Source organism: Allorhizobium sonneratiae (assembly GCF_023700755.1).
GTDB classification, from domain to species: domain Bacteria; phylum Pseudomonadota; class Alphaproteobacteria; order Rhizobiales; family Rhizobiaceae; genus Allorhizobium; species Allorhizobium sonneratiae.
The window spans coordinates 1-848 of sequence record NZ_JAMKOJ010000035.1 but is presented as its reverse complement, the minus strand read 5'-3'; the positions used below and the strand labels follow the sequence as shown (position 1 = coordinate 848).

1 protein-coding gene is annotated in these 848 nt (G+C 32.4%); it reads right to left on the bottom strand.

The annotated features are described in order from the left end of the window. Nucleotides 1–81 precede the first annotated feature (81 nt). Nucleotides 82–699 carry a hypothetical protein gene (locus tag NAC44_RS21155; protein WP_250943639.1) on the bottom strand — a complete coding sequence of 206 codons (618 nt, stop codon included), beginning with the start codon at nt 697–699 and terminating at the stop codon, nt 82–84. Nucleotides 700–848 lie beyond the last annotated feature (149 nt).

Here is an 848-nt window from a genome sequence, read left to right as displayed (position 1 = left end):
GAAATGTACATGACGCACCTCCGTCCACCAATCAGAGCCTTTCCGCTTGCAATATTTATTTACGCCCCCCCAATTTTTATTTTAGCTTTTTGATTTCTTGAACGTATATTCAATAACTGCACCTATTGTAACTGCGTTTTCCTCAAATCCCTTAATAGATATGAACACATATTTATTTCTTAATGGAAGGAAATATTTTTGATATATCCTGTCAATGCGGAACGATCTGAATTTTATATTTGATTTTTTATTTATCTCTAAACGAATGGACGACGTTCCCATCATGGGGCTTCTAATTATTTTGATTGACGAAAAATACTCCCAGAGCATTATATCGGGAGACACAGTATGATCCATGACGCCATCGTTATTTATTTCCAAAAAAGGAGTTCCATCTGTAATATAAATCAATAATTCAGGTAAAAGAAGCAATAACACATAAAATGAAATTATTTCTGTTAATATTAGATAAAATATAACTAGAATATATTTATTAAATCTATCTTCAATAGCATATGAGAAAAAATTATATGTTTCCTCAATTAAAAAAATATTAATCAATAAAAATAACACAAATTTTGATGAATTGTAAATTAAGCCGACTGATTTCTTTTTTATCAGCAATGGGTATTCGAAATCATAAACATAAGTCTCTTTTTTTATAATGGTTCCTGGTTTATCAATGGCAATTTTCGGCATCTTGATTTGTCCTGACAGTAAAATCTAATGATTGTGAAGAGATAAGCCGCTATGCGCAGTCGACAGCAAATATCTCATCCTCTGCAGTTTGGGCACATGATCGTCGATGATCCAATTGACTTGCACAGGCGTCAGAGCATTGTTCCGAG

What these genes read in the sequence shown, in the direction of transcription:
- NAC44_RS21155 (WP_250943639.1), bottom strand. Translation starts at nt 699, where the DNA reads ATGCCGAAAATTGCCATTGATAAACCAGGAACCATTATAAAAAAAGAG.